Genomic DNA, 19,088 nt, shown 5'->3' with positions numbered 1-19,088 from the left:
GTCAGGCTGGACAAGTTCTGTCGCAGTCCTGTTATCTGGCACGGCAAAATGTCGCAGAAGCGTTCAGATGGCGGGAGCTTGACGCGAAAGACGCGCTTGATAATGACCGTTAAAAAGCTCCGGCTCTTTTGCCCGGCTGGCATCTTTTCAGGGCGGCTGCGGGGGGGGGGGCGAAGCGGGACAAGATCTGCGCACTGGAGATCGCCCTTGAAAGTTCCGGCTCGTGTCAAGTCGGCTGTGTCTTCGAACTACGAGAAATGTGGCTGCGCTTGCATTTGACGCGTCTTCGAATGGCTGTGGTTAAGATCCGGGACCTATCTCATCGTGCGTCGATAGTGGTGGAAACGTTGGGCTGGTTGAGCCGGGCCTGCAGCGTCGCGTGCTCCAGCTCGTCCTCCCACCAAGATATGAACACGGCCGCGATGCCATTGCCGGTGATGTTAGTAAGGGCGCGCACCTCGCTCATGAACTTATCGATCGAAAACACAATTGCCATGCCCGGCACCAGCGCTGGATTGACCACCGACAACGTCGCAGCGAGCGTGATGAAGCCCGCGCCGGTGACGCCGCTTGCTCCCTTCGACGTCAGCATTGCAACGAGCAGGATGGTGAGCTGCTGGCCAAAGGTGAGCTCGACCCCGAGTGCCTGGGCAATGAACAATGTCGCAAGTGTCATATAGATATTGGTGCCGTCGAGGTTGAAGGAGTAGCCAGTTGGCACCACCAGGCCGACCACGGGCTTGGAGCAGCCCAGCCGTTCGAGCTTCTCCATTAATTGCGGCAGAGCGCTTTCAGAGGACGAAGTGCCGAGCACGATCAGAATCTCATCCTTGATATAGACAATGAACTTGAAGATTGAAAAGCCGACGAGGCGCGCGATCAAACCGAGCACCACCACAACAAACAGCGCCGCAGTCGCGTAAAACAGAGCGATCAGACCGATCAAATTGCCGAGTGCTGCCGGCCCGAACTTGCCGACGGTGAAGGCCATGGCGCCGAAGGCGCCGATCGGAGCCGCTTTCATGATGATAGCGATTACGCCGAACACCGCGTGCGCGACGTCGTCGATCATGCCGCGCAGACGCTCCCCACGCTTTCCGAGCGCCATCAACGAAAAGCCGAATAGAATCGCGAACAAGAGAACCTGCAGAACATCGCCGCGAGCGAAGGCGCCCACCACGGTGTCGGGAATGATGTTGAGAAAGAAATCGACGGTCTTCGAGGCTTCCGCCTGCTTCACGTAATTGGCGACCGCCGCAGCATCCGGCTTGAGCGCAAGACCATGGCCGATTTGGACCAGATTGCCCATAACAAGGCCCAACAACAAGGCAAAGCTGGAGACGATCTCGAAATAGACCAGCGCCTTGACGCCGACGCGCCCGACTTTCTTCGCATCCTGAATATGCGCAATACCGGATGTAACGGTGCAGAAAATAATCGGCGCGATCACCATCTTGATTAGCTTGATGAATCCGTCACCAAGCGCCTTGACCCAGTCGTTGGTCGCGACGGACGGCCATAGGCAGCCGACCATGGCGCCAATCAAAATCGCAATCAGCACCTGCACGTAGAGAATCTTATACCAAGTTTGCGACGCGCGCGCGGGCGCCGCAGTTGACATGGTGGTCATGACGCTTCCTTCCCGAATATAGTCGAATGTGAGCCGCCGCGTCTTTGAGAGGCGACAGCGTCATACGAGACTCATTTTAGCCGTGTGCGATTGAAGACGGTTCCGAGAGTCGGCGCGTCGTTCCAAAGGCAGGCGAGTTGCGTTTATCCTTTCTCTTAAGCAAGATCTGCACCAGATGCCCAAAGTGCGCCGACTAAGCAGTGGCGGACAAACCGTCTGTCTCCGGCGGCATGGGTTTGAGTGCTCGGACCGCGTTCGCAAGGTCGAACAAAAAGTTCTAGCGTGACTCGTAACTTCATCGGCTGGGCGCATTAGCGGAGTCACGTCTCGGCCCCGAAGCTCTAGCGGGATCGATATACGCCGACTGCTGAGATGGATGCAACAGTACGTGACATCGGTAAAATTCATAGTTTGGATCGTAGGCATCCACGCGATGGAAGCCTGGCTTAGGAACTCGATTGCGCGGAAGAATCTTTGATCAATGCACTGCGCTGTCGCTAACGGCAAGGCTCGTTCACGGGGCATTGTCTCCAGGCCTGTGCTAGCGCTGCGCATTAGGCAGATTGGTCGGCAGGCGGCCTTCGCTCTCGGCTCCTCGTGCCTTTTGCCGCGTCGCAGAAGCAGCTTACAGCTAGATCGTTCCCGTTACTTACGGCAGTCTTGCTGAGATCCGTTCCATTGCCAGCGCGGCGAGTGCGGCGGTTGAGCCATCGACGAATCAAACAAGCATGTCTGGGGGCGTCAAAATCTGCCCTTCGTTGCGCGGCGTGTCGCTGTCTGCTCGGCAACAAAGATGCCAGAAATCTGACAGAGCGTTAGGTTCACGCCAGGGTGACGTCGCCGTCTATGCGAATTTCGCACGTTGAGCATAGAACGCGCCACAGTTCGCACGCGGCACAGCAATTGCTGATGACGAACGAGGAGCTTCCGCCGTCGGATGGATGGAAGTGACCCAGTCACAGGAGTTGCCGATGAGGCTTGCGATGCTGCTGTTGCTCGCAGAAACGACGCGCGATGTGGCGGCCGCCACGAAGTGCCGCGCGACTAAAGGGCGATCCGCGCCACATCCCTGGACGAGCCGGACGTGCAGGCGCTCACTCGGCCGACACGGCGACCTGCTCGCACTTTTGGGCTGATCCACATGGATGTCTTTTCGGCAGAGATTTCGCAGTCAGTTGCGCTCACGATTGAGCTCGCCAGCGTGACGACCGTGATCCTCCTCCTGATTGGTGTCCCCCTCGCTTGGTGGCTGGCGCGCTCAAAGACTCTTTTGAGCGAGGCGGTGGCGACGATGATCGCCCTGCCGCTAGTGCTACCGCCTACGGCTCTCGGTTTTTGCGTACTCGTGTTGCTCGGCCCCAACGGACCGGGTGGCGTCCTCGCCTCTTTGTGGGGCGAGCGCACGCTCGCTTTTACCTTCGCAGGAATCGTGGTCGGATCGGTCCTCTCGGCGCTGCCGTTGGTGGTGCAGCCGATCCGTAACGCCTTTGTTGCGATGGCGATTGCCCGTTGAAAACTACAGGGCGCGTTTCGTCGTTGTATGCCTTCATTACCATCAGCGGGCCGCTGGCGCGATTGGAGTTTGTTAAAGCTGCCGTGATTGGGTTTTCTCATACGATCGGCACATTCGGCGTCGTGATGATGATCGGCGGCAACATTCCTGGGCGCACCAAGGTCTTGTCAGCCCACGTCGTAGACTACGTCCAAGCGTCTCGCTGGCGCGAAGCGAGTGTGGTTGCCGGCGGTATGGTGATGTTCGCCTTTGCGGCTATCTTCACCTTAGCCCTCATCGACAGACACTGTGTCAAGAGAGGCATTGAACCGTCCTAGGCTTGCCCGCCGGACACATCCGATCACGACCGAGCAGCAGTATTGCAAGCCGGATCTGCAACCACCGCGCACAGAACGCTTTTACTGGCGGTCTCGCGAGCGAAGAACTCGTCTAGCGAGTTCACCTGGACCGGCGCCTACGGGACACAATTGTTCTGCGACCCAAAGGAGCATCTCGTCGTGGACGGCAGCGCCCGGCCGGATCGCGCTAGTGCTTCAATAACGAGATCGCCTCCGCTATCGAGAAGAAGCTCTTAGCGGGTTTGGTATCGCGATGCGCCAAGACGATCGCGCATTGCTATCGATCGGCTCGCGCGATGAACGCTCCTGTAATAGCTCTGAACATCCAGGCTCTCGCCTAAAATATGCAGCGATGCGGTGCGGCGAGCCGCTTTGAATGAAGGCAGATCGGGTCGATCAGACCTAAAAAGCGAACGCTGCGTGCGCCTCGGGGCTCACATTGCGGCTTCTCTTCGTCGCTCGACAGCCGCTTTGGTACGGGCTGCTTGCGCAGTTGCGACTATGAGCGGCTTTAAGCGCCCCAGGGGCAGTGCGGTCCCCGTCAACTGCACCAATTCTATTCAACAATCGGCATGAGGCATGAGTGTCGCGTCTGCAAGAGCGAGCAGGACGTAGTCACCGTGCAGTGATGAACCATCGTGTCGCTCTGTTGAACTGATCACATCGATGTCCAAAACCGGACACCATTAGCATGACAGATCAATGGCGCAGCTCGTGGCTCGCTGGCTGGTTTCGACTGTCATCAAATCCAGAAGCGGTGGCGTGCCATCTGTCAAGTGTTTCGCTGCTGTGGCTTGTTTCTTGCTGAACGTCAGTAATTCGTTTCGGTCGACGACAACTCACATGGAAGGCTTAATGGGTGGTGCAACAGAAACGTTCTACAGCGTGATCAGACGTCAGGGTATCACGCGTCGTAGTTTCCACAAATTCTGCAGTTTGACTGCCGCGAGCTTGGGACTCGGTCCGCTCGCCGCAGGCAGAATTGCCAACGCCCTAGAGACCAAACCGCGTGTGCCCGTCATCTGGCTGCACGGGCTCGAGTGTACCTGCTGCTCGGAAAGCTTTATCCGCTCGGCCCATCCATTGATCAAGGACGCGCTGCTGTCGATGATTTCGCTCGACTATGACGATACGATCATGGCGGCGGCAGGACACCAGGCCGAAGCCATCCTGGAGGAAACTCGTGCCAAGTACAAAGGCAGGTATGTGCTCGCCGTCGAAGGCAATCCGCCGCTGAACGAGGGTGGCATGTTCTGCATTGACGGCGGCAAGCCGTTCGTTGAAAAGCTCAGGTACATGGCGGAAGAGTCCATGGCGGTCATCGCTTGGGGCACGTGTGCGTCCTGGGGATGCGTGCAAGCGGCCAAGCCCAATCCGACTGGCGCGGCGCCGATCGATAAGGTGATCACCAACAAGCCGATCATCAAGGTGCCCGGGTGCCCTCCTATCGCAGAGGTTATGAGTGGCCTCCTGACTTTCATGACCACGTTCGGAAAGCTTCCGGAGCTCGATCGCCAAGGCCGTCCCAGTATGTTCTATTCCGAGCGGATTCACGACAAGTGCTATCGGCGTTCCCATTTCGACGCTGGCCAATTCGTCGAAGAGTGGGACGATGAGTACGCACGCAAGGGCTATTGCCTGTACAAGATGGGCTGCAAGGGGCCAACCACCTACAATGCTTGTTCGGCCATTCGGTGGAACGGCGGCATTTCATTTCCGATTCAATCCGGCCACGGCTGCTTCGGCTGCTCCGAAGACGGCTTCTGGGATAAGGGATCATTTTACGACCGCCTCACAACCATCAAGCAGTTCGGCATCGAGGCGAACGCCGACCAGATCGGCATGGCCGCTGCCGGCGTAGTTGGGCTAACCGTCGCTGCCCACGCGGCGCTCACCGCCGCGAAGCGGTTGACCCACAAGCGGGATCGCGCAGCCCACAAAAGCAAATCGACTTGAGGAGGGGGCGACGGTGGCCGTCCAGACACCGAATGGGTTCAATCTCGATCGTTCCGGCAGGCGAATCGTCATCGATCCGCTGACGCGGATCGAAGGCCACCTGCGTGTCGAAGCCAATCTCGATTCAGACAATGTGATCCGCAATGCGGTCTCAAGCGGCACGATGTGGCGTGGCATCGAAGTTATCCTGCGCGGGCGCGATCCGCGCGACGCCTGGGCGTTCACCGAGCGGATTTGCGGGGTATGCACCGGAACCCATGCGCTCACCTCCGTGCGCGCGGTTGAAAATGCACTAGGAATTGCGATTCCGGAGAATGCCAATTCGATCCGCAACATCATGCAGCTGTGCCTGCTCGTGCATGATCACCTCGTACATTTCTATCACCTGCACGCGCTGGATTGGGTCGACGTGGTCTCCGCGCTCAAGGCCGATCCCAAGTCGACCTCCGCGCTCGCGCAGTCTATCTCGCCCTGGCCGCTATCGTCCCCTGGCTATTTTAAGGATTTGCAGATCCGGCTCACCAAATTCTTCGGATCAGGCCAACTCGGTCCGTTCAAGAATGGCTATTGGGGGCATCCGGCCTACAAGCTGTCACCGGAAGCGAACTTGATGGCTGTAGCGCATTATCTAGAAGCGCTCGACTTTCAGAAGGAGATCGTCAAGATCCAGGCGATCTATGGTGGCAAGAACCCGCATCCGAACTGGTTGGTCGGCGGCGTGCCCTGCGCGATCAACGTCGACGGAACTGGTGCGGTGGGTGCGATCAATATGGAGCGATTGAACATCGTGTCCTCGATCGTCGACCGTTCGATCGAGTTTGTCGAGCAGGTCTACCTGCCCGACATTGCCGCGATCTGCTCGTTCTATAAGGACTGGCTCCATGGCGGCGGACTTTCGAGCAAAAGCGTGATGTCCTATGGCGACATCCCCGAAAACGCAAATGACTGTTCCGCCAAAAGCTTCAAGCTGCCGCGAGGGGTCATTCTTGGTGGCAATCTCAAGGAGATACTGCCGATCGACCATGGTGATCCCGAGCAGATCCAGGAATTCGTCCCGCATTCATGGTATAAATACCCCAGCGATTGCTGCGGACTGCATCCCTGGGACGGTCTCACCGAGCCGAGTTTTGAACTTGGGCCAAAACTCAAAGGCAGCAAGACAGATATTAAGGAACTCGACGAGGGCGGCAAGTATTCCTGGATCAAAGCGCCGCGCTGGCGCGGCCACGCCGTGGAGGTCGGGCCGTTAGCGCGATACATCATCGGTTATGCGCAAGACAAAGCCGAGTTCAAGGAGCCCGCCGAGAGACTGCTCAAGGGGCTCAATCTTCCCCTGAGTGCGCTGTTCTCGACGCTTGGCCGTACTGCGACGCGAGCGCTCGAATGCCAGTGGGCGGCGCATCAGATGCGTTATTTCCAGAATAAGCTGGTAATCCACATCAAGGCAGGCAATACGGCAACTGCCGATGTCAGCAGGTGGAAGCCGGAAACCTGGCGCAAGGAGGCCAAGGGCTACGGGTTCACTGAGGCGCCGCGCGGTGCGCTTGGGCACTGGATCAAGATCAGGGACGCCAAGATCGACAATTATCAATGTGTTGTGCCGACGACGTGGAATGGATCTCCTCGCGATCCCAAGGGCAATATTGGCGCCTTTGAAGCCTCCCTGATCGGTACCCCGATGGCCGATCCGCAGCGGCCCCTGGAGATCTTGCGCACGATCCATTCCTTTGATCCATGCTTGGCTTGCTCGACCCATGTGATGAGTCCTGATGGCCAGGAAATGGCTTCAGTCAATGTTCGTTAGGGGCATGCCGGACAGGGCTCGGAAGCTCCTTGCCGCCGTCGATGCGGCACCGACTGAAGGCAGGATCGGCGGTGGCATCGCCTCCGCGCCGGTGCGACTGTGGCATTGGGTCAATGCCGCGACCATTCTGATGCTGAGCTTAACCGGCTATCTCAATGGAACCGGGACACCGGCGATGTCGGGAGAGGCAACCGGCAATTTCCTGTTCGGCTACATCCGCTTTGCTCATTTCTCGGCGGGATATGTGCTCAGTACCGGCTTTCTTCTGCGAATCTACTGGGCTTTAATGGGAAATGCGCATGCCATGCAGATCTTTTGGGTGCCGCTCTGGCGCAGGTGCTTTTGGCGCGAGGTCTACCACGAGATTCGCTCGTATGCGTTCCTTACAGTTGAGCCCGAGAGGCGCGTCGGGCGCAACCGTCTTGCTCAGCTCGCAATGTTCTTTATGTTTACGCAGACGATCACGTTCATGGTTGTCACAGGATTTGCACTTTATGGGCAAGGTGCAGGCACTGACAGCTGGCAGTACAAGCTGTTCAGCTGGGTATTTTCAATTTGGCCGAACAGTCAGGACGTCCATACCTGGCATCATCTCGGCCTGTGGGTGATCGTGACCTTTGCGCTGGTCCACATCTACGCGGTGATCCGTGAAGACTCATGTCGCGCCGGAGCATCTAGTCCATCGGGTGAGCGCGGGTCTCGCGATTGACTGGGAGGCGGATGCTGAATCCGGAAACCAAGAAGAGGATTCTGGTGCTCGGCATCGGCAATATCTTGTGGGCCGATGAGGGATTTGGCGTGCGGGTGGTCGAGGAGTTTCATCGCCGCTATGCCATCGATGACAACGTCACCGTTCTCGATGGCGGCACACAGGGGCTCTACCTCATTAGTTTTCTTGAGCAGGCCGATTGCCTGATCGTGTTCGATGCTATCGACTATGGATTACTGCCCGGGCAGTTGAAGCTTGTGCGAGATGACGAAGTGCCAAAATTTACCGCCGCCAAGAAGGTGAGCCTGCATCAGACCGGCTTTCAGGAGGTCTTGAGTGCGGCCGACCTGCTTGGCCGCCGCCCGCGAGAGCTCGCTCTCATCGGCTGTCAGCCGCTGGACCTGGAGCATTGGGGCGGTCCGCTGACTGCCCCGGTACGCTTTCAGATTGCGCCTGCGATTGAACTGGCTTGCAAACTCCTGGCGCAGTGGGACTCGCCGGCAAAACCGCGGACCGCGCCGCTGCCTGCATCAGAACGACTATTGGCGAACAATATCGACCATGCAAATTATGAGATGAGGACGCAGCCGATCTAGCGGCCCGCGAGTGACCATGTGCCTTGGATTGCCAATGACGATTCTCGAGACCGACGGCATCACGGCGCTGTGCGAGTATGGCGATAAACAGCGGCGCGTCTCGGTCATGCTGCTCTCGGACGCCGTGGTCGGCGCAAAGGTGCTCGTTCATATCGACAGCGCGGTGCGGCTTTTGGATGAAAATGAAGCAACGCTGATCTCGCAAGCACTGGACGGGCTTGAGGCCAGCCTCAACGGCCAGGACTGCGATCCCTTCTTTGCGGACTTAATCGGTCATGAGCCGCAATTGCCGGAGCACCTACGCTAGCGATTCCGCTTGCGGATATTGCGCCGATTGCTTGCTCACACATTGGCTTCCAGTCGCACGTAACCTTTGCATGGAAAATGTCAGGCGCTTCGAGCCTCTGGTTCGAGGGGGAGACGCGGCCAGACGATGATTGGCATGCACCTTGCTAATAGCCTGTTAGCAGAAACCGAAGATTTTCAGAAGGCGTGTGATGAAGTTGCAGCCGGCGCAGCGTGGTCTTTCGCGGCCCGCTCCATCCGAGGTGGGGGGCGTCAGCGGAGGTGCGTGCCTAGTCGCACACGCTCCCGTGAGGGCGGACGTGATGCCGCAGTCACCGGCCGATCTCCTATATTTGCTCCGAATCATCAAGCCCGCGTACTTCCGTCCTGAAATGGTCAACTCGTTTCGGCGGCGCATGCAAGGCGCAGTGCCTGCGGGCGGCGTTGGTGGCGAACTGGTCGGCCGGCTCGGCCTGCGCGGCCCGTCGAGCCCGAGCCTGCGCCGTCGGCGCAATACACTCCGCGTGATCGGCAAGAGACCGGTCCGTTTGGTCAGGATCAGCCGTATCTCGGTACCGATCGTTCGGCCACACGCCGGCAGCACTTGTGTCGGCAAGGGCATTGCTCCTCGAGACAGCCAACGGAACATCGCATGATGAAAACAGCGCTCCGCGTTGCATCGGACGGCGACGAGCGGGTGGCGAGCAAGCTTGCCATGGGCTCTGGGAGCCTCGATGTATTCCATGGCGGGTCGAGGAGTGCGCTCGCCAGCGGTTGGCGCGATGGCGACGGGCTTGCAAGGAACTATCCAAATGCCACCGCGCTCTTATCGAATGCCGCTGCTGCCGTTGCCAGCCAGAGAAGGGGCGCTCGGACGCAACAGTACGGACTCGCGAATCTCAGCGATCCCGAGCGCAAGCTGATTGGCGAAGTGCTCGGAGAAGGTGAGATTGCTGGCGTGGTTGCGCTGCCAGATGGCACTTTGGCGCAAATCCGGGAGTCCGTGCTTGCGGGAATCTGGCGCGTGCGCATCGGGACCGATCCGGCGCACGAATATGTCGAGGTCGGAGCGATTCCGCAAATTGTCCGGCGCGCCGCAAGTGACCTGACGTCCGCCGATATTGTGATCCGCGCGGCGCCGGACGGCGCGATGAACGTGCAACCTTTGCTCGCGGAAATACGCGAGCGGTCGCGCGTCTGGCGGTTTGGCATGCGCGCTCACGTCATCAATCTCACGTTGCTGCCGATGAGCGTTATCGATCTGGCATTCCTGCAGCTCAGCCTGGGCAATGGCCCGGTCCAGCTCATCTTCCGCGGTTACGGAACGTGCCGAGTGCAGGCGACCGGGATCAGGAATGTCTGGTCGGTGCAGTTCTTCAATTCTACGGACAACATCATCCTTGATACGCTGGAGGTCGGCGGCGTGCCGATTGTTGCGTTGGCTGCCGACGAGGATTTCCAGGACTCTGCCGAACGCATGCAGGAAATTATTAAGGCGTACGTCACATGAAGAGCTTGGAGAACGTTCGGCGTCCGGGGGGATCCCGTAGACGGCGCGTGCGCAGCGACCGCCGGCATACCTTGCGCAGGATGTTTGCGGAGCGGTGCGCATGAGCCTTGCTGCCCACAACAAGATCGATGTCACCGTATCGCTTGCTGCCGACGTAGTCGCCGCGGTCGAGATCCTGCCGCGAGTCCGGCCGCCGCTGGGGCAGCTGTTCGCTGGCAAACAAGCTTCGTCGCTGCTTAAGGTGCTGCCGCGGCTCTTCGCATTGTGTGCCGCTGCGCAGCAAACCGCACTGCTGTCCGCGATCGAGACGGCGCGCGACGAAGTGATCACACGCACAACAAAACAGCATCGTATTGCGCTTATCGTTACCGAGCGCATCGCGGACTTGCTAAGGGGCCTCTTTGTCGGACATCTTGCGCAAGACGTCATCAGTGCGGCGGCAGTCCGCTCCGTGATGCGGGAAATCTCAGCGCTTGTCGGCACCACCCAGCCACCCTGGGGCTCCACTCAATGCGAAGCAACGGTGCGGATTGTGGCTGCGCTGGCCGCGCTCGGCATACCGAATGAGGGTGGCGCGCTGACATCCGGTAGCCCATTGGCGCTTCGCATTGCAGCGCTTGATGAGATCGACCTGAAGTCAATTCCGGCGGAGCACTCGTTCCTGTCCGTTGCTGACGACCGCAACATCATTAAACGGCTGCTCGTGGATGACGCTACATTTTGCCATTGTCCCGATCTTGACGGACATGCGCCCGAGACGGGTCCATGGGCGCGCCAAATGGCGCGTGATCAACTCTCGCCGAGCCCCTCCGGAGCGGCCGAGCGGCTGAGGGCCAGAATTGCTGAAATCCTCCGGCTATGCGCCTGGCTCAAGGCCGGTGCTCAGATTGAGTCGGCGGAGCATGGGATTATCGAAAGATATAGGCTAGGGCCCGGCCGTGCAGCGGCCGCGGTCGAATGCGCCAGGGGGCGTCTCTACCAAGCGGTTGAGCTTGATCCTCAGGGCCGGATATCCCGCTTCGAATTCCTTGCGCCGACGGAGTGGAATTTCCACCGCCGCGGACCGCTTGTCCGCAGCCTGCAGGGCGCGGTGCTGACGGCTAGACGGCGTCGGGATGCAGTCCATGCAGTGATTGCATCGCTCGATCCGTGCGTCGGATTCACCCTCAATTTTCGCGAAATTGGCGATGCATGAAATGGCGATTTGTCTTGGCATCATTCAAATCATCGAGGAGGAGGCACGTCACCGATCGTTTTCGCGCGTACGGAGCGTCTGTCTAGAGATGGGAGCGCTGGGCCATGCTGCGCCTGAAGCGATCAGGTTCTGCTTTGCTGTCGTTGCAACGCGGACCGTTGCCGAGGGCGCGGTCCTTAATATCGTCGAACGGCCAGGCATTGTCTGGTGCATGAGCTGTTCGAAAAGCGTTGAAATTGCACGGCGCGGTGAGTGCTGTCCTCGCTGCGGCAGCTATCAGTTGCAGGTAACCGCGGGCGAACAGATGCGCGTGAAAGAGCTGGAGATCGATTGATGTGTACCGTTTGCGGCTGCACCGACGGGACGCCGTCGACCGAACGCGCCAAGGCGCATGACGCGGAGAGCCACGCGCGTTACTATGTTGATATGCAGGACGATTTCGATCGCGGTTACCATCCGCATGGCGACCAAGGCCTGCAACGTTCATACCATGTTCGCGACAGTCATAGTCACGATCATCGCTTTGCCCATCACCAGGCTCATGGCGGGCAGGCGCTGCTGAGCGGCGGCGCCGGGCCGGCTGGCTTGAAGGCTGCGGGCATGAGCAGAGAGCGGGTCATTCAGATCGAGCGCGACATTCTTGGCAAGAATAATCCGATTGCGGCGGACAACCGCGCGCTCTTCGTAGCTGATGACCTGCTTGTATTTAATCTTCTGTCTAGTCCTGGTGCAGGTAAAACGACCCTGCTTGTCCGCGCCGTGTCCGAGCTCAAGCGCAGCCGTCCGGTCGGGGTCATCGAAGGCGACCAGCAGACCTCGAACGATGCCGAACGCATTCGGGCCGCCGGCGTGCCGTCCGTTCAAGTCAACACCGGCAAGGGTTGCCATCTCGATGCTGCAATGATTGGCGAGGCTCATCGGCGCTTGCCGCTGCTGATTGGCGGTATTCTCTTCATCGAGAACGTCGGTAATCTGATCTGTCCCGCAGCCTTCGATCTTGGTGAGGCCTGCAAGATCGTAGTCTTGTCGATTACCGAAGGTGAAGACAAGCCGCTCAAATATCCTGATATGTTTGCCGCTTCTTCGCTCATGGTGATCAACAAGATTGATCTAGCCCCGCTGCTCGATTTCGATTTGGGTAAGACGATCGAATACGCCAGACGCGTCAATCCGAAGATTGACGTGCTTGTAGTTTCGGCTCGTACCGGCGAGGGGTTTGGCGCGCTCTACGCCTGGATCGATAGACAGGCGAGGCCCAGAGGCCCATCGTAGAGGACACAAGGCGATGAACGCCGCAACCTCCTGCGACCGAACACGGCTACGCGTGCGCGTGAGTGGGGCCGTACAAGGGGTCGGCTTTCGTCCTTACGTCTATGGACTCGCTATGCGGTACGGATTGGCGGGATTTGTCATCAATGGCCCCGACGGTGTTACGATCGAGGTCGAGGGGCATCGGGCCTCGGAGTTTATCGCCACGTTGCCGCTCGAGGCGCCGCCATTGGCACGCATCGACCACATCTGCGTTCGGGAGACTGCGGCGCTCGCGGCGAAAGACTTTTCGATCGGCACGAGCGAAGGCGGCAAATTGTCAACGCAGATCGTCGCTGATGCTGCGGTCTGCCAGCAATGTCTCAGTGAGCTGTTCGATCCAGAAAATCGGCATTACCTTTACCCCTTCATCAGTTGCTGCCATTGCGGCCCACGCTACACCATCGCCGAACGGCTTCCCTACGATCGCCGCAACACCGTCATGAGGGTTTTTAGGCTGTGCGCAGCCTGCGCGGCCGAATATGGCGATCCGGAGAGCCGCAGGTTTCATGCGGAGGCGATCGCGTGTCCGACATGCGGTCCTCGGCTCAGCCATGAGATCAGCGCCATTGTCGCGGCAATCGCGGGTGGACAAATCGTGGCGATAAAGGGGCTGGGCGGATACCAGCTGCTTTGCGATGCGCGTAACCAGGACGCGGTGCAGCGTTTGCGCAGGAGAAAGCAGCGCCTTCAGAAGCCGTTCGCGGTTATGGTCGATTCGATAGAGCGCGTCAGCGAGATCGCGGAGGCGAACGTGCCCGAGCTTGCGCTGCTCGAATCCGTAGCACGTCCCATCGTCCTTCTGCCTTCGCGAAACAACCTGGCGCCCGACATAGCTCCTGGCTTGTCACGTGTGGGTGTCATGCTGCCTATAGTGCCGCTGCATCACCTCATCTTTCATGCGCTTCGCTCGGCAGGTGCATGGGCGGGGGCCGGCGCGGTCATCGTGGCTACCAGTGCCAATCTTGGCGGCGAACCGCTCCTGATCGACAACGCGCAGGCGCTGCGGCGGCTCGATGAGATCGCCGACCTTGTCGTGACCCATGACCGCGATATCCTGACGCGTGCTGATGACTCCGTGGTGTCAGTGGTGGCTGGCCGGCCACAATTCATTCGTCGTGCCCGTGGCTATGTTCCCGAACCCATCAGGCTTCCGAAGTCTGTGCCCCCCGTGCTCGCCGTCGGCGGCGCGCTGAAATCGACCATCACCATCACGCGGGACAACCAAGCGTTCGTCTCTCAGCATATTGGCGATCTGGATACGGCCGAAGGCGTTCGTGCGTTCGAGGAGACGATCCGACACCTCACATCGAGCCTTGACGTGGAGCCTGTCGTCGTCGCCCATGATCTGCATCCCGATATGGTTTCTACCCGGTTTGCGGAAGCAAATGGCCGCGAGCTGGTGGCTGTCCAACATCACCACGCACACGCTGCCGCAGTGATCGCCGAGCATGGCCATGCGGGACCTGCGCTTGCCCTGGTGCTCGATGGCCATGGCTTTGGTTCCGACGGCGGCAACTGGGGTGGCGAACTATTGTTGTGCGAAGGCCCGAGGTGCCGACGCATCGGGCACTTAGCGCCGCTGCAAATGCCTGGTGGAGATCGTGCAGCTCGCGAGCCCTGGCGCATGGCGAGCGCAGTACTACACGGGCTCGGCCGGGGTAATGAAATCGGGCCGCGCTTTGCGGCGCAAAGGCGGGCTGGATGTGTGTCGGCCTTGCTCGATCAGCCGGGCGGGCCCACCACGACCAGTGCGGGCCGGTTGTTCGACGCGGCAGCGGCGCTGCTGGGGATTGCGAGTTTGCAGAGCTATGAGGGCGAAGCGGCGATGAAGCTCGAGGCGCTGGTGGGGCGGACTGCGATTCTCGAAGCCGGCTGGACGATCGACGGCGGCGTGCTGTCGCTTCGTCCGCTGTTTGCGCAGCTGATTGCACATGACATTGACGCCGTGGGCGGAGCCGGGCTTTTTCATGGCACCTTCGCTGCCGCCTGCGTTGACTGGGTCACACGCTCTGCGCGGACAACCGGCGTTAATACTGTCGTTCTGAGCGGCGGCTGCTTCCTGAACGCGGTGCTGGCGGATGAGATCCCGCGCGGTTGCAGCGCTGCCGGCCTTACCCCGCTCGTGCCACGGCGGGTGCCGCCCAATGATGGCGGTTTGAGCCTTGGCCAGGCCTGGATTGCCGCTCTGCAGATTGCTCAACGGTCGTCCGCCAGGGAAGGAACAGCCTGATATGTGCCTTTCAGTGCCGGCAAGGATTGCGAAAATTCATCCCAACGACATGGCTACGGTGTCCATCGATGGCATCAGCCTGGAGATATCGATTGCTCTCATCGACGAGCTCGAGGTCGGCGATTGCGTCCTTGTCCATGTCGGCTATGCGCTGGCCAAGATCGATCCGACGGAAGCCAAGCGCACGCTGGAGCTCCTGCAGGAGCTAGGCAGTGCAGGAGAACGCCGATCATGAAATATGCCGACGAATTTCGCGACAAGGCCATCGCGCAGGGAATTGCGCGTGCGATTGGCGCCGAGGTCAGTTCGCAAAGAGCCTATCGGTTCATGGAATTCTGCGGCGGACACACTCATGCGATCTCCCGCTACGGCCTGGAGGATCTGCTGCCCGCGAACGTTCGCATGATCCACGGGCCCGGTTGTCCCGTCTGCGTTCTGCCCGCCAGCCGAATTGATATGGCGATCCGGCTCGTCGACCGACCAGAGGTCACTCTGTGCGTCTACGGCGACCTGATGCGCGCGCCTGGGTCGCAAGGACAGTCCCTGTTGCGAGCCAAAGCGCTCGGCGCAGACATTCGGATGGTCTACTCGACGCTCGACGCTATCCGGCTCGCCGAACAGGCGCCGAGCCGCGAGGTGGTCTTCTTTGCCATTGGATTTGAGACCACTACCCCTCCGACGGCGGTGATGATCCGGATTGCCGAGAAGAAGCGGTTGAAGGGCCTCAGCGTGTTCTGCAATCACGTGCTTACACCCTCTGCGATGCACAGCATTCTCGAGAACCCCAAAATCCGCGACACCGGCGGGGTTCCAATCGACGGCTTCATCGGGCCTGCACATGTGAGCACCATTATTGGCACGCAGCCTTACGAGCCTCTGGCGGAACAATTCGGCAAGCCGATCGTGATCGCGGGTTTTGAACCGCTCGATGTGATGCAGGCGATCCTGATGCTGGTGCGGCAGGTGAACGAAGATCGCTACGAGGTAGAGAACCAATACAGTCGTGCGGTGACGCGTGAAGGCAATCGGCGCGCCAAGGAGGAGGTATCGCAGATATTCGAACTGCGCGAGCAGTTTGAATGGCGAGGGCTCGGACTCGTCCCCAACAGCGGACTGAAGCTGAAGCAGGCTTACGCGCAATTCGACGCCGAGACGCGTTTTGCGATCCACGACCTGCGTATCGCAGACAATCCGGCATGCGAGTGCTGCGCGATCTTGCGTGGCGCCAAGCGGCCGGTCGACTGTAAGCTGTTTGGAACCGTCTGCACGCCGGAAACTCCCATAGGATCCTGCATGGTGTCATCAGAAGGCGCTTGTGCGGCGTATTGGGCCTACGGCCGAGTTCGCGATGAACAGTTGAGGCGGACGTCATGAGCGTAAAGGCTTATCAACGCAAGCTCGACATCGAGAACGGACGCGTTGATCTTTCCCATGGATCCGGGGGCCGTGCCATGGCACAGCTGATCTCCGGCCTTTTTCACCAAGCCTTTGGTAATGAATGGCTCGCCCGCTGCAATGATCAGTCCGCGTTTGACGTTGCGGCAGGCAGGATGGTGATGACGACCGACGGCTATGTGGTTTCCCCGCTGTTCTTTCCGGGCGGTAATATCGGGTCACTGGCTGTGCACGGCACGATCAATGATGTCGCGATGTCCGGCGCGCGTCCCCTCTATCTGTCGGCCAGTTTTATCATCGAGGAGGGCTTCCGGTTTTCGGATCTGAAGGCGATCGCGGATTCGATGGGCGCGGCAGCGCGCGGCGCTGGCGTTTACATCATTGCCGGAGACACCAAGGTGGTCGAGCGCGGCAAGGCCGATGGTTTGTTCATCTCTACGACCGGCATCGGGATTGTGGCCGATGGGCTCGATCTCTCCGCCGACAAGGCAAGGGTCGGGGACCGTGTGCTGGTGTCCGGTAGCGTCGGCGATCATGGGGTGGCGATCATGTCAAAACGTCAGAACGTCGCTTTTCAAACCGAGGTCGTCTCGGATTGCGCAGCGTTGCATAATCTCGTAGCGGTCATGGTTGCCGCCGGCGGTAGCAGCATCCGGGTGATGCGCGACCCGACGCGGGGTGGGCTTGCCGCGACCCTCAACGAGATTGCGCATCAATCTGACCTCGGGTTCCATCTGGAGGAAACATCCATTCCGGTGAAGCCCGCGGTTGCAGCTGCCTGCGAGCTCCTTGGTCTCGATCCGATCCATGTCGCCAATGAGGGCAAGCTCGTTGCGATCGTCGCGCCTGATTTGGCCGATGCCGTGCTTGCAGCCATGAAGGCGCACCCGCTCGGGTCCGATGCAGCTGATATTGGCGAGGCGGTGGCTGACGATCGGAAATTTGTGCAGATGGCGACCGGTTTCGGCGGCCGGCGAATCGTTGATTGGTTGTGGGGCGAACAATTGCCTCGGATCTGTTGAACACGTTGCGCATCGTCCAGTTTTTTGGAAACCAAATTTATGATCAATGGTCATTAGCCAAGCGCCATCAGCTTTGGAAACGATCCCTTCTATGGGCAAGTCTACCCAACCGGCACACTGCGACTCGGCTCTTCAAGAAGTTTCGGCGAGGCTGGATTTCGGTTGTTAGCTTTTTCACGAGCCGAGAACGCAATTCGAAACTTCATCGCGATCACGCATTTTCGACGGTTAAGCTCAGCGAGCATGGTCACTCGATCCGCTCGGCACCAGTGGGTTTGAAATCCTGCGAAGCTTGCCAAATATCGCTGAATTTCTGCGTCATTTTGACGGCTGCGTCGCAATATCCCTGCTCGCTTCCGATTAGAAAGGCGCTCCAGGTAGGGAGTTTTCAAATGAAGGTCGGAGTCCCCAAGGAAATCAAGGCGCACGAATATCGCGTCGGCCTTACCCCGGGAGCTGTCCGCGAATACGTGGCAGCGGGCCACCGCGTGATGATCGAGACCAATGCCGGCGCTGGCATTGGTGCAACCGACGACGATTATCGCAATGCTGGCGCAACGATTCTAACTTCCGCAGTTGAGGTATTCGCATCGAGCGAGATGATCGTAAAGGTTAAGGAGCCTCAGCCGTCCGAATGGTGTCAGCTGCGGGAAAATCAGATCCTTTTCACTTATCTGCATCTGGCCCCCGACCCGGATCAGGCCAAGGGCCTCCTGAAATCTGGATGCACCGCGATCGCCTATGAGACCGTAACTGATGCGCATGGTGGTCTTCCGCTGCTGGCGCCGATGAGCGAGGTCGCGGGTAGGCTTGCGATCGAAGCGGCGGGTAGCGCCCTGAAGCGGAGTGCAGGCGGACGAGGGCTGTTGATCGGTGGGGTGCCCGGTGTTCAGCCTGCCCGTATCGTGGTGATCGGAGGTGGTGTCGTTGGTACGCACGCGGCACGCATGGCGGTCGGTCTGGGCGCAGAAGTGACCATCATCGACCGTTCGATACGCCGGCTCCGCGAGCTGGACGAGCTATTCGAAGGACGCGTTCGCACCAGGTTTTCGACTATCGACTCCGTGGAGGAAGAGGTATTTGCGGCGGATGTGGTGATTGGTGCGGTGCTCGTTCCAGGTGCGAGCGCGCCGAAGCTGGTCCGCCGGAGCATGCTGAGCTCGATGCGCAAGAGGGGGGTGCTCGTGGATGTCGCTATCGATCAGGGCGGCTGCTTTGAGACATCGCACCCAACCACCCACGCTGATCCTACTTACGAAGTGGATGGCGTCATTCATTATTGCGTGGCCAATATGCCTGGGGCTGTACCGCTGACCTCGAGCCAGGCACTGAATAACGCGACGCTGCCGTTTGGTTTGGCTCTGGCCAACAAAGGTTTTTCCGCCGTGCTCGAAAATCCGCATTTGCGCGCGGGCCTCAACGTCCATCGGGGCCGACTAACTTACAAAGCGGTGGCCGAAAGCCTCGGGCTGCCCTTCTCACCGATCGAACAGGCTGCGGCCTGATCCCAGAGGCCCTTATGGGCGTTTCCTCCCTGACTTAGGCCACCCCTCGGGGTGGCTTTTTTTTGGCTCCATCGATCTGCTGACCGCCG

16 protein-coding genes and 1 pseudogene are annotated in these 19,088 nt (G+C 59.5%); 16 read left to right on the top strand and 1 reads right to left on the bottom strand.

Annotated features, from left to right (window positions below):
* Nucleotides 1-319: 319 nt before the first annotated feature.
* Entirely contained in the window at nt 320-1,630 is a 1,311-nt protein-coding gene (gene dctA, locus I6F20_RS32040) for a C4-dicarboxylate transporter DctA (protein WP_225129623.1), read from the bottom strand.
* 1,141 nt (nt 1,631-2,771) lie between these two features.
* Here dctA and I6F20_RS32035 point away from each other — a divergent pair.
* From I6F20_RS32035 to ald, 16 genes and pseudogenes are all read left to right on the top strand, one after another.
* Nucleotides 2,772-3,460, top strand: a pseudogene (locus tag I6F20_RS32035) (molybdate ABC transporter permease subunit).
* A gap of 876 nt (nt 3,461-4,336) precedes the next feature.
* Nucleotides 4,337-5,437, top strand: a complete 1,101-nt coding sequence (locus I6F20_RS32030; RefSeq protein ID WP_225129656.1) for a hydrogenase small subunit — start codon at nt 4,337-4,339, stop codon at nt 5,435-5,437.
* A 13-nt stretch (nt 5,438-5,450) separates the two neighbouring features.
* Nucleotides 5,451-7,241 (top strand): nickel-dependent hydrogenase large subunit, encoded by a 1,791-nt coding sequence (locus tag I6F20_RS32025; RefSeq protein ID WP_225129622.1) that lies wholly within the window; start codon nt 5,451-5,453, stop codon nt 7,239-7,241.
* Nucleotides 7,242-7,245: 4 nt separating this feature from the next.
* A complete protein-coding gene (cybH, locus tag I6F20_RS32020; RefSeq protein WP_225129654.1) occupies nt 7,246-7,950 on the top strand; it encodes a Ni/Fe-hydrogenase, b-type cytochrome subunit in 705 nt (234 codons plus the stop codon).
* A gap of 11 nt (nt 7,951-7,961) precedes the next feature.
* Nucleotides 7,962-8,546 carry a HyaD/HybD family hydrogenase maturation endopeptidase gene (locus I6F20_RS32015; protein WP_225129620.1) on the top strand — a complete coding sequence of 195 codons (585 nt, stop codon included), beginning with the start codon at nt 7,962-7,964 and terminating at the stop codon, nt 8,544-8,546.
* Between the two features lie 16 nt (nt 8,547-8,562).
* On the top strand, nt 8,563-8,853 hold the full coding sequence (locus I6F20_RS32010; RefSeq protein ID WP_225129618.1) for a HypC/HybG/HupF family hydrogenase formation chaperone: 291 nt from the start codon (nt 8,563-8,565) through the stop codon (nt 8,851-8,853).
* 301 nt (nt 8,854-9,154) lie between these two features.
* Nucleotides 9,155-9,487, top strand: coding sequence for a hypothetical protein (locus I6F20_RS32005; RefSeq protein ID WP_225129616.1), 333 nt, complete (start codon nt 9,155-9,157; stop codon nt 9,485-9,487).
* Nucleotides 9,487-10,341, top strand: coding sequence for a hydrogenase expression/formation protein (locus I6F20_RS32000; RefSeq protein ID WP_225129652.1), 855 nt, complete (start codon nt 9,487-9,489; stop codon nt 10,339-10,341). The genes I6F20_RS32005 and I6F20_RS32000 overlap by 1 nt, the downstream gene beginning before the upstream one ends.
* Before the next feature lie 100 nt (nt 10,342-10,441).
* On the top strand, nt 10,442-11,536 hold the full coding sequence (locus I6F20_RS31995; RefSeq protein WP_225129614.1) for a hypothetical protein: 1,095 nt from the start codon (nt 10,442-10,444) through the stop codon (nt 11,534-11,536).
* Complete coding sequence (hypA, locus tag I6F20_RS31990) at nt 11,529-11,870, top strand: hydrogenase maturation nickel metallochaperone HypA (RefSeq protein WP_225129612.1); 342 nt, start codon at nt 11,529-11,531, stop codon at nt 11,868-11,870. The genes I6F20_RS31995 and hypA overlap by 8 nt, the downstream gene beginning before the upstream one ends.
* Entirely contained in the window at nt 11,870-12,808 is a 939-nt protein-coding gene (gene hypB, locus I6F20_RS31985) for a hydrogenase nickel incorporation protein HypB (RefSeq protein WP_225129610.1), read from the top strand. The genes hypA and hypB overlap by 1 nt, the downstream gene beginning before the upstream one ends.
* A gap of 13 nt (nt 12,809-12,821) precedes the next feature.
* Entirely contained in the window at nt 12,822-15,077 is a 2,256-nt protein-coding gene (gene hypF, locus I6F20_RS31980; RefSeq protein ID WP_225129607.1) for a carbamoyltransferase HypF, read from the top strand.
* 58 nt (nt 15,078-15,135) lie between these two features.
* On the top strand, nt 15,136-15,312 hold the full coding sequence (locus I6F20_RS31975; protein ID WP_518513083.1) for a HypC/HybG/HupF family hydrogenase formation chaperone: 177 nt from the start codon (nt 15,136-15,138) through the stop codon (nt 15,310-15,312).
* Nucleotides 15,309-16,451 (top strand): hydrogenase formation protein HypD, encoded by a 1,143-nt coding sequence (gene hypD / locus I6F20_RS31970; protein ID WP_225129604.1) that lies wholly within the window; start codon nt 15,309-15,311, stop codon nt 16,449-16,451. Before I6F20_RS31975 ends, hypD begins: the two co-directional genes overlap by 4 nt.
* Entirely contained in the window at nt 16,448-17,494 is a 1,047-nt protein-coding gene (gene hypE, locus I6F20_RS31965; protein WP_225129602.1) for a hydrogenase expression/formation protein HypE, read from the top strand. The genes hypD and hypE overlap by 4 nt, the downstream gene beginning before the upstream one ends.
* 392 nt (nt 17,495-17,886) lie before the next feature.
* Entirely contained in the window at nt 17,887-18,999 is a 1,113-nt protein-coding gene (ald, locus tag I6F20_RS31960) for an alanine dehydrogenase (protein ID WP_225129650.1), read from the top strand.
* The last annotated feature ends 89 nt before the right edge of the window (nt 19,000-19,088 follow it).

The sequence above is a fragment of the Bradyrhizobium sp. IC3123 genome (assembly GCF_020193625.1).
Classification (GTDB): domain Bacteria; phylum Pseudomonadota; class Alphaproteobacteria; order Rhizobiales; family Xanthobacteraceae; genus Bradyrhizobium; species Bradyrhizobium yuanmingense.
The sequence above is the reverse complement of the archived record's forward strand: the minus strand, read 5'-3'. Positions and strand labels throughout refer to the sequence as shown.

Excerpts from the sequence above, each read along its gene's own strand:
- I6F20_RS32010 (WP_225129618.1), top strand. The coding sequence starts at position 8,563 with ATGTGCCTTGGATTGCCAATGACGATTCTCGAGACCGACGGCATCACG.
- hypA (WP_225129612.1), top strand. The coding sequence starts at position 11,529 with ATGCATGAAATGGCGATTTGTCTTGGCATCATTCAAATCATCGAGGAG.
- cybH (WP_225129654.1), top strand. The coding sequence starts at position 7,246 with ATGCCGGACAGGGCTCGGAAGCTCCTTGCCGCCGTCGATGCGGCACCG.
- hypD (WP_225129604.1), top strand. The coding sequence starts at position 15,309 with ATGAAATATGCCGACGAATTTCGCGACAAGGCCATCGCGCAGGGAATT.
- hypF (WP_225129607.1), top strand. The coding sequence starts at position 12,822 with ATGAACGCCGCAACCTCCTGCGACCGAACACGGCTACGCGTGCGCGTG.
- I6F20_RS32005 (WP_225129616.1), top strand. The coding sequence starts at position 9,155 with ATGCCGCAGTCACCGGCCGATCTCCTATATTTGCTCCGAATCATCAAG.
- I6F20_RS32030 (WP_225129656.1), top strand. The coding sequence starts at position 4,337 with ATGGGTGGTGCAACAGAAACGTTCTACAGCGTGATCAGACGTCAGGGT.
- ald (WP_225129650.1), top strand. The coding sequence starts at position 17,887 with ATGAAGGTCGGAGTCCCCAAGGAAATCAAGGCGCACGAATATCGCGTC.
- hypB (WP_225129610.1), top strand. The coding sequence starts at position 11,870 with ATGTGTACCGTTTGCGGCTGCACCGACGGGACGCCGTCGACCGAACGC.
- I6F20_RS31995 (WP_225129614.1), top strand. The coding sequence starts at position 10,442 with ATGAGCCTTGCTGCCCACAACAAGATCGATGTCACCGTATCGCTTGCT.
- hypE (WP_225129602.1), top strand. The coding sequence starts at position 16,448 with ATGAGCGTAAAGGCTTATCAACGCAAGCTCGACATCGAGAACGGACGC.
- dctA (WP_225129623.1), bottom strand. The coding sequence starts at position 1,630 with ATGACCACCATGTCAACTGCGGCGCCCGCGCGCGCGTCGCAAACTTGG.
- I6F20_RS32015 (WP_225129620.1), top strand. The coding sequence starts at position 7,962 with ATGCTGAATCCGGAAACCAAGAAGAGGATTCTGGTGCTCGGCATCGGC.
- I6F20_RS32000 (WP_225129652.1), top strand. The coding sequence starts at position 9,487 with ATGAAAACAGCGCTCCGCGTTGCATCGGACGGCGACGAGCGGGTGGCG.